This is a genomic window from Streptococcus oralis (assembly GCF_026782125.1).
Classification (GTDB): domain Bacteria; phylum Bacillota; class Bacilli; order Lactobacillales; family Streptococcaceae; genus Streptococcus; species Streptococcus oralis_CE.
Genome location: NZ_JAKUVY010000014.1, coordinates 1 through 5656, shown reverse-complemented (window position 1 = coordinate 5656; position 5656 = coordinate 1). Strand labels below are relative to the sequence as shown.

Sequence of the window (5656 nt, the reverse complement as noted above, 5' to 3'; positions counted from 1 at the left end):
AGGTATATTATGTTGTACAATATTATTATAAAATAAAGCAAAAAAAAGATATCAATCTTTTTTGGAGATTCCGAGCCTTACTGGAAGTTTTAATTTTGGAGATTCCGAGCCTTACTGGAAGTTTTAATTTTGGGTTGTCGGTATGACATCCCATTTTTTTATAGGTGAATAAATGACCGAATTATTAGAAATGAAATTTTATAAAGTAGATACAAATTATTTAAATGAATTACGTAAAATTGATGGTCGCGTGCCTCTTAATAAGGAATATGTTGGTAGTTCTAATAAGGTACGGCCTTATATTGGAATAATGCTAGTAGTTGATGGGATTGATTATTTGGTTCCTTTAACATCAAAAACTAATAAACGTTCCACGTACGTTAATATGCCTATATTTGATAAGAATAATAAAAAAATAGCTTATCTATTAATAAATAATATGGTTCCTGTACCCGAATCATGTAGAACTCTGATTAATATGGATGGGATTCTTCAAACTGACCCAGCATATCATGGCCTTCTTCTGAATGAAATTAATTATTTACGTCCTAAAAAGGAAACAATTAAAAAAAGGTGTGATGATGTTAGGTCTGTGAAAGTAAAGGGAGAATCTAGAGAAGCCATAACAGAGGCAACTGCTGATTATTGTCTAAATTTACTTGAGTTAGAAAAAGTTTATGTTTCTTATTAATTAAAAAAATAGGAGTTTCTCCTATTTTTTTATTTCCAAAATTCCCACCATTTTTTTGATGTCTCTATTAATTTTGTATCACGATTATAGATAATTTGCTGAAGATTTGCTATTTGCATATCTTTAGTTTTTAATTGTTCTTTCAATAGTTCTATGATATCACTAGTGATATCATTGTTGCTATCATTGATATTATCAGTGCTATCTGCTTTGATATCGTCTTCTAGAATAATTCTTTTTATAAACTCATTTACAGAAATACCTTTATCTTTCGCTTTCTGTGTGATGATGTTTTTTTCTTCTTGCGTGGTACGTATTATAATTTGTACTTGTTTATTTTCACTCATGATATCACCTTTTATATCTAAATGTTATCTATATTATATCACTTTTCTTTTGTATATGATTGAACTGGATTGTTTAATCTCATTGAAGCAAGTACATAATCAGTATCTGTCATATCTGATAATTCTGAAAAATGGATTGTAGCTTTATCTTGATTCCATTTTTGAACGTCGAGCGGTTCAAAAAATTTTTCAAATAGAGCGGTCAGCATGACTTCCATGGCTTCCCTTTTTGTAACTTTTGGCGGTTCGTATTGTTCTGCTTCAAGTTGTTGCTGATAACTTTCATTTGTCTGATTACTTATTTCTTCTATGTAGTTTTCAAAGTTTTGACGATATTCTTCGAGTTCTTCTATATCTATATTTCCTTGCTTTAATAGATAAGGTTCGACTTTGATAGATAATTGATTTAGTTGTTCATCAGTAAATAAACGTGTTTCGTTTCGTCCAATTACTTTTTTTTCTGCAGTGTCCCAGTAGCCGAGCTTTTGAAGCTCTCTACTGAACTTAATTCTCAGTTTGCTCCGATTTTTTTCGGTATCTGGAATATCAAATTTTTCAATTTGAGTGTTCACGTAATCTGTTAAAGTTGTATATCTTGGCATAGCAAATACCTCTCTTTTGTTCATCTATTTATTAATTTTGTATATACTAATTGTATATCAAAAATATTTATTTGTCAATCGTAAAACTTAAAAAACAATGAAAAAACTATTGACAAGTTGTTGACATTGAAAATAAAGTGTGGTATCATAAATGTATCAATAAAAGAAAGGAATGTTTCGACATGATAAATTGGAAACAGATGTTCAATGCAAAAGAACGTCAAAACGCTTCTGAGGACGAATGGTCTGAGTATACTGACATAACTCTTCAAAAATTTATGACGTCGGATTTTATGCAAGCATTTGCTGATGATTGTAGTAATGCTATGAAAAAATCTGGTCGAAAAGATTTTGATGATTATTCTGCGATTAAACGTGAAATGGGTTCGATACTCGAAGAATTCGGTTATCCGCCATTCTCGGCTTTAGAAGATGCTTATTCCGAAGAACAACAACTTAAAATGTTACTCGAATTCAAAGAGAAATATTTAAGTTCTAGGTAGTTCTAAATGTTTGTTTTTCGTCGGCACAATCGAAAAAGCACGATGATCTAGGCGCAAACGTCAAGGAGCAAAGGCGAAGCCGTACCTTGCGTGCGCCATCATTGTGCTAGATTGTGAAAGCCGTTCGAAATACAAACAGAAGAACCTTGTTTTTCAGAGGTTGGGTGGAGCGTCCTACGCTCCTCGGGTGTGGGCAGAGGCCCACAAATAAATTAAGGGTTTACATCTAAAAAAAATTGATGTAAAATAAAAATGTCCGTGGTCTTCGAACAACCAACGGACAACAAAAAAGTCTTACCTAGACCTGGCAGTCAACTCAGTAAGACTCTCACTTTTTTTCGAACAAGACCATTATACCAAAAAAGGCCTCAGTGGGTCAAGTAGGGTGGTTAAATAAAAGTAGAGTGTCTTTTCTAAAGTGTTTGCAGGTCGTGGTAAGCGATACAACATTTTAGAAAGGACATTTTTTATATGTCACAACTCGAAAAACTGAAAGCTCTGCAAAGTCAGAGCAACACAACAAACGCAAGTCTTACGTTGTTTAACAACGTAGTAGTAGTCAATGTCGGAGTTAATCCGACCCCGCATTTTCCAAAACTTAAAGATAAGTTTGGAAATAAGGTAAAAGATGAGAACGGCAAAGATAAACGTTCTGAAACGTCTGACGGTCTCACATATACATTTGTCGAATTTGGAACTGGCAAGATGGTTAAAATTGTTCTGTCAGAAGAAAGACAATTTGAACTTTTGCAAGCTTACAAAGTCGCTGGTCTTGGCTATGACATCAAGTCAGCAAATATGATTTTCATTGAGCAGAAAGGTCAGATTGCTGACTACTAACTAAGATATTGAGGGTACTGCTGGAACTTGTTTCCAGCAGGTAGCCCCCCTCAATAATCATGGGGGCTACACGTACAAGCAAAAATGCTAGTTAGCCCTTATATATCAACGGTTTAGACCTTATAAAAAACTACACGTATATAGTGAGGAAAAGACATGCAGAAATACAAAGTAGATTGGCTGGCTTTTTCGGTATCATTTGAAGATGAAGAGCAGACGTTAGACCCTCAACTTTTGAAAATTTTGGGTTATGATTTAGCAGAATTTGATGAAATCCCAGGGAGATTTTTTTACAACTCGGGGGCAACTTATCGAAATTATGTAAACATCTTTTGGAATGACCCCGAGAAGCCTTGGCACAAAAATTCTAGTCGGACAATGACCGTAGTTTTCACGGGTCAGGGGTCGACTGAATTAGCTGAAAAATGGGATACCGATTGGGTTTCTATTTTTAGAACATTAAAAGAGTACGGTGGAGTAAATTTCACACGGATTGACTTGGCTCTTGATGATTATGATGAGACAGTAAGATTTTCCGATATTGAGAAAAAACTCAATAAAGGGCATTATCGTTCATCTCGGAAGTCCTACAATATCGTTAAAACATCAGACCAAAACGGAAAATCGCTGGGGCAGACAATTTATATCGGAAACGCTCGGTCTCAAAATGGAAGCCGTGGGAATGTGTACGCTCGTTTTTATGATAAAAAAGCGCAGTACGAAAGTAAAAACGAACTGTTTCCAACGGAAGTCCGAGAACATTGGGCGAGGACTGGGAAAGAAGTTTGGCAACGGTACGAGATTAGCTATTCTAAAAAATACGCTTTGAAAATCATTGATGAGTTTCTACAAGGGGATAAAATCGACAAGATTTTTAAAACGTCGCTTCGTAATCTTCTTGAGATTTTGACACCCAAACGTGGGGACACTAACAAAAATCGCTGGTATAAAACGAAATGGTGGGAGAAGTTTTTAGAGTATGATGAAACGATAGACTTTAGTCTTGCAGAACGTGACGTCATGCTGGGCGATTTGCTGGAGTGGTTACGTGTTGCAGTCTTACCCTCTCTTTCTCTGCTTGAAATCATAGGAAATGAGCGAGGTTTTGATATTTACGATTTGCTTCAAAAAGCTGAAAAATCTACTGATTTTTCAAAGAAGCAAAATCGTTTATACGTGAATAGTCAGACCTTGTCAGACGAGACTATAAACAAGTATTTGAGCGAGTTTCTAGGGGGTGGCAAATAATGGCTATCACGTATAAAAAGAACGCTCAGAACGTTTATAAAGTGCCTTTTTACATTCAGTTTTGGACGTGGTGGGCTTTGGCTTTATCTTTAGCCGTTCTATCTTTGTTGCTGGGGCTGGTTGTATCGATTAAACTTGTTCAAGTTGTTTTGTGGTCGCTGGTCGCTATTTTGACGAGTTGGCGAGCGTATTCGCTGACAAAGTCAGTGATCAAAGCGAAGACAATCGGAAAATATATCACTGAGAAAAAGGCAGAAAAGGCAGTCACTAAAAGCTTACTTGCTACAATGTCAGTTAATCGTCTACAAGATACCCCTTATATCTCCGTTCCCGGCGTGACGGTGTGCGATAGCAGACCGTCACACATCAGCGTAGAAGTTGAGAAATTAGCTGGTATGTATGATGTCGATAAACTCACTGAGGATATCAATTCCAGCTTCAGAGGAAAGCTGGGAGCCTATGCGGTCACGTCTGCAATGATAACAACAGACGGACTATTTTATAGGTTTGTACTCGAAGACGTAGGAACAGATAAAACTTGGCGACCAGCGACCATGGACGATATAAAGGCTGAAAAGTATATCATCAAACTACAAAAAGGGCTAGAGGTTAATCTGTCAGAACGGGCTCATATTGCAGTATGGGGCAAAACTGGAAGCAAGAAAACCACGGTACTTTTTGGAATAATACTCCAGCTTTTTACAATGGGCGCAGATGTTCGCTTCATCGATGGAAAAGATGAATTTAGTTCATTCAAAGGCTTCTATCCAGCTGATAAAATTGTATCGGATATTGACCCAGTTTTTGAGCAGCTGGAAGACATTCTAGCTATCATCAAGGAACGTCAGAAGATAATGGCTAAAGAGGTGCAAAAACGGCAAAAAATAGGTCTGAAAGCTTTAGAAGTTGGTCTCCGTCCTGTTGTGCTGGTTGCTGATGAAATAGGTTCTATTGTCGCTTTAATGGACTCTAAACAGTCTAAAAAGTTTGTTGCTGACTTAACGGCTATCATTCAAAGAGGGCGCTCGGTTGGTGTCTCTGTTATTGCTAGCACGCAAGACCCGTCGACTGATACGCTACCGCAGAGGATACGTCAGCAGTTTGCTACCAAGCTTCTGCTTGGATCTGCAAACTCTGACATTCAAAGAATGGCTTTCGGAGAAGTTGCAACGGCTGGAAACGTTGAAGATTTCAGAGGGTTTTATACTTGCGACGGACTGACTAACCAGCCGATGAAATTTTATGTTTGTGATTTATATAGTCATGGATTTAATGAGTTGAAAGTATTTATAAAAGCTTATAAAATAGGATTTTATAAATACAAATAGTTGACATGGAGGTATATTATGTTGTACAATATTATTATAAAATAAAGCAAAAAAAAGATATCAATCTTTTTTGGAGATTCCGAGCCTTACTGGAAGT

The 5656-nt window shown here is 36.3% G+C and carries 7 protein-coding genes; 5 read left to right on the top strand and 2 right to left on the bottom strand.

The genetic code is table 11. The features are described 5' to 3' along the window. Nucleotides 1-172 precede the first annotated feature (172 nt). Nucleotides 173-691: a type III toxin-antitoxin system ToxN/AbiQ family toxin gene (locus tag MK385_RS09755; RefSeq protein ID WP_268725957.1), complete on the top strand. Its 519-nt coding sequence runs from the start codon at nucleotides 173-175 to the stop codon at nucleotides 689-691. A 29-nt stretch (nucleotides 692-720) separates the two neighbouring features. On the opposite strand, the gene MK385_RS09750 is transcribed toward MK385_RS09755, so the two are convergent. After that, nucleotides 721-1038 (bottom strand): plasmid mobilization protein, encoded by a 318-nt coding sequence (locus MK385_RS09750; protein ID WP_136105866.1) that lies wholly within the window; start codon nucleotides 1036-1038, stop codon nucleotides 721-723. Nucleotides 1039-1076: 38 nt separating this feature from the next. Next, nucleotides 1077-1640, bottom strand: a complete 564-nt coding sequence (locus tag MK385_RS09745) for a hypothetical protein (RefSeq protein ID WP_268725956.1) — start codon at nucleotides 1638-1640, stop codon at nucleotides 1077-1079. Between the two features lie 182 nt (nucleotides 1641-1822). On the opposite strand from MK385_RS09745, the gene MK385_RS09740 reads away from it, so the two are divergent. The 4 genes from MK385_RS09740 (at nucleotide 1823) to MK385_RS09725 (ending at nucleotide 5559) form a co-directional block, all read left to right on the top strand. Continuing rightward, the gene (locus tag MK385_RS09740; RefSeq protein ID WP_268725955.1) at nucleotides 1823-2143 is read left to right on the top strand and encodes a hypothetical protein; all 321 of its coding nucleotides are present in this window, start codon (nucleotides 1823-1825) and stop codon (nucleotides 2141-2143) included. Nucleotides 2144-2614: 471 nt separating this feature from the next. Continuing rightward, the gene (locus MK385_RS09735; RefSeq protein ID WP_268725954.1) at nucleotides 2615-2983 is read left to right on the top strand and encodes a hypothetical protein; all 369 of its coding nucleotides are present in this window, start codon (nucleotides 2615-2617) and stop codon (nucleotides 2981-2983) included. 156 nt (nucleotides 2984-3139) lie between these two features. Then, nucleotides 3140-4231, top strand: coding sequence for a replication initiation factor domain-containing protein (locus MK385_RS09730; RefSeq protein WP_268725953.1), 1092 nt, complete (start codon nucleotides 3140-3142; stop codon nucleotides 4229-4231). After that, nucleotides 4231-5559: a type IV secretory system conjugative DNA transfer family protein gene (locus MK385_RS09725; RefSeq protein ID WP_268725952.1), complete on the top strand. Its 1329-nt coding sequence runs from the start codon at nucleotides 4231-4233 to the stop codon at nucleotides 5557-5559. Before MK385_RS09730 ends, MK385_RS09725 begins: the two co-directional genes overlap by 1 nt. Nucleotides 5560-5656 lie beyond the last annotated feature (97 nt).

Bases quoted from the DNA above. Each gene is read 5' to 3' on its own strand.
- MK385_RS09755 (WP_268725957.1), top strand. From the start codon at position 173: ATGACCGAATTATTAGAAATGAAATTTTATAAAGTAGATACAAATTAT.
- MK385_RS09750 (WP_136105866.1), bottom strand. From the start codon at position 1,038: ATGAGTGAAAATAAACAAGTACAAATTATAATACGTACCACGCAAGAA.
- MK385_RS09745 (WP_268725956.1), bottom strand. From the start codon at position 1,640: ATGCCAAGATATACAACTTTAACAGATTACGTGAACACTCAAATTGAA.
- MK385_RS09740 (WP_268725955.1), top strand. From the start codon at position 1,823: ATGATAAATTGGAAACAGATGTTCAATGCAAAAGAACGTCAAAACGCT.
- MK385_RS09735 (WP_268725954.1), top strand. From the start codon at position 2,615: ATGTCACAACTCGAAAAACTGAAAGCTCTGCAAAGTCAGAGCAACACA.
- MK385_RS09730 (WP_268725953.1), top strand. From the start codon at position 3,140: ATGCAGAAATACAAAGTAGATTGGCTGGCTTTTTCGGTATCATTTGAA.
- MK385_RS09725 (WP_268725952.1), top strand. From the start codon at position 4,231: ATGGCTATCACGTATAAAAAGAACGCTCAGAACGTTTATAAAGTGCCT.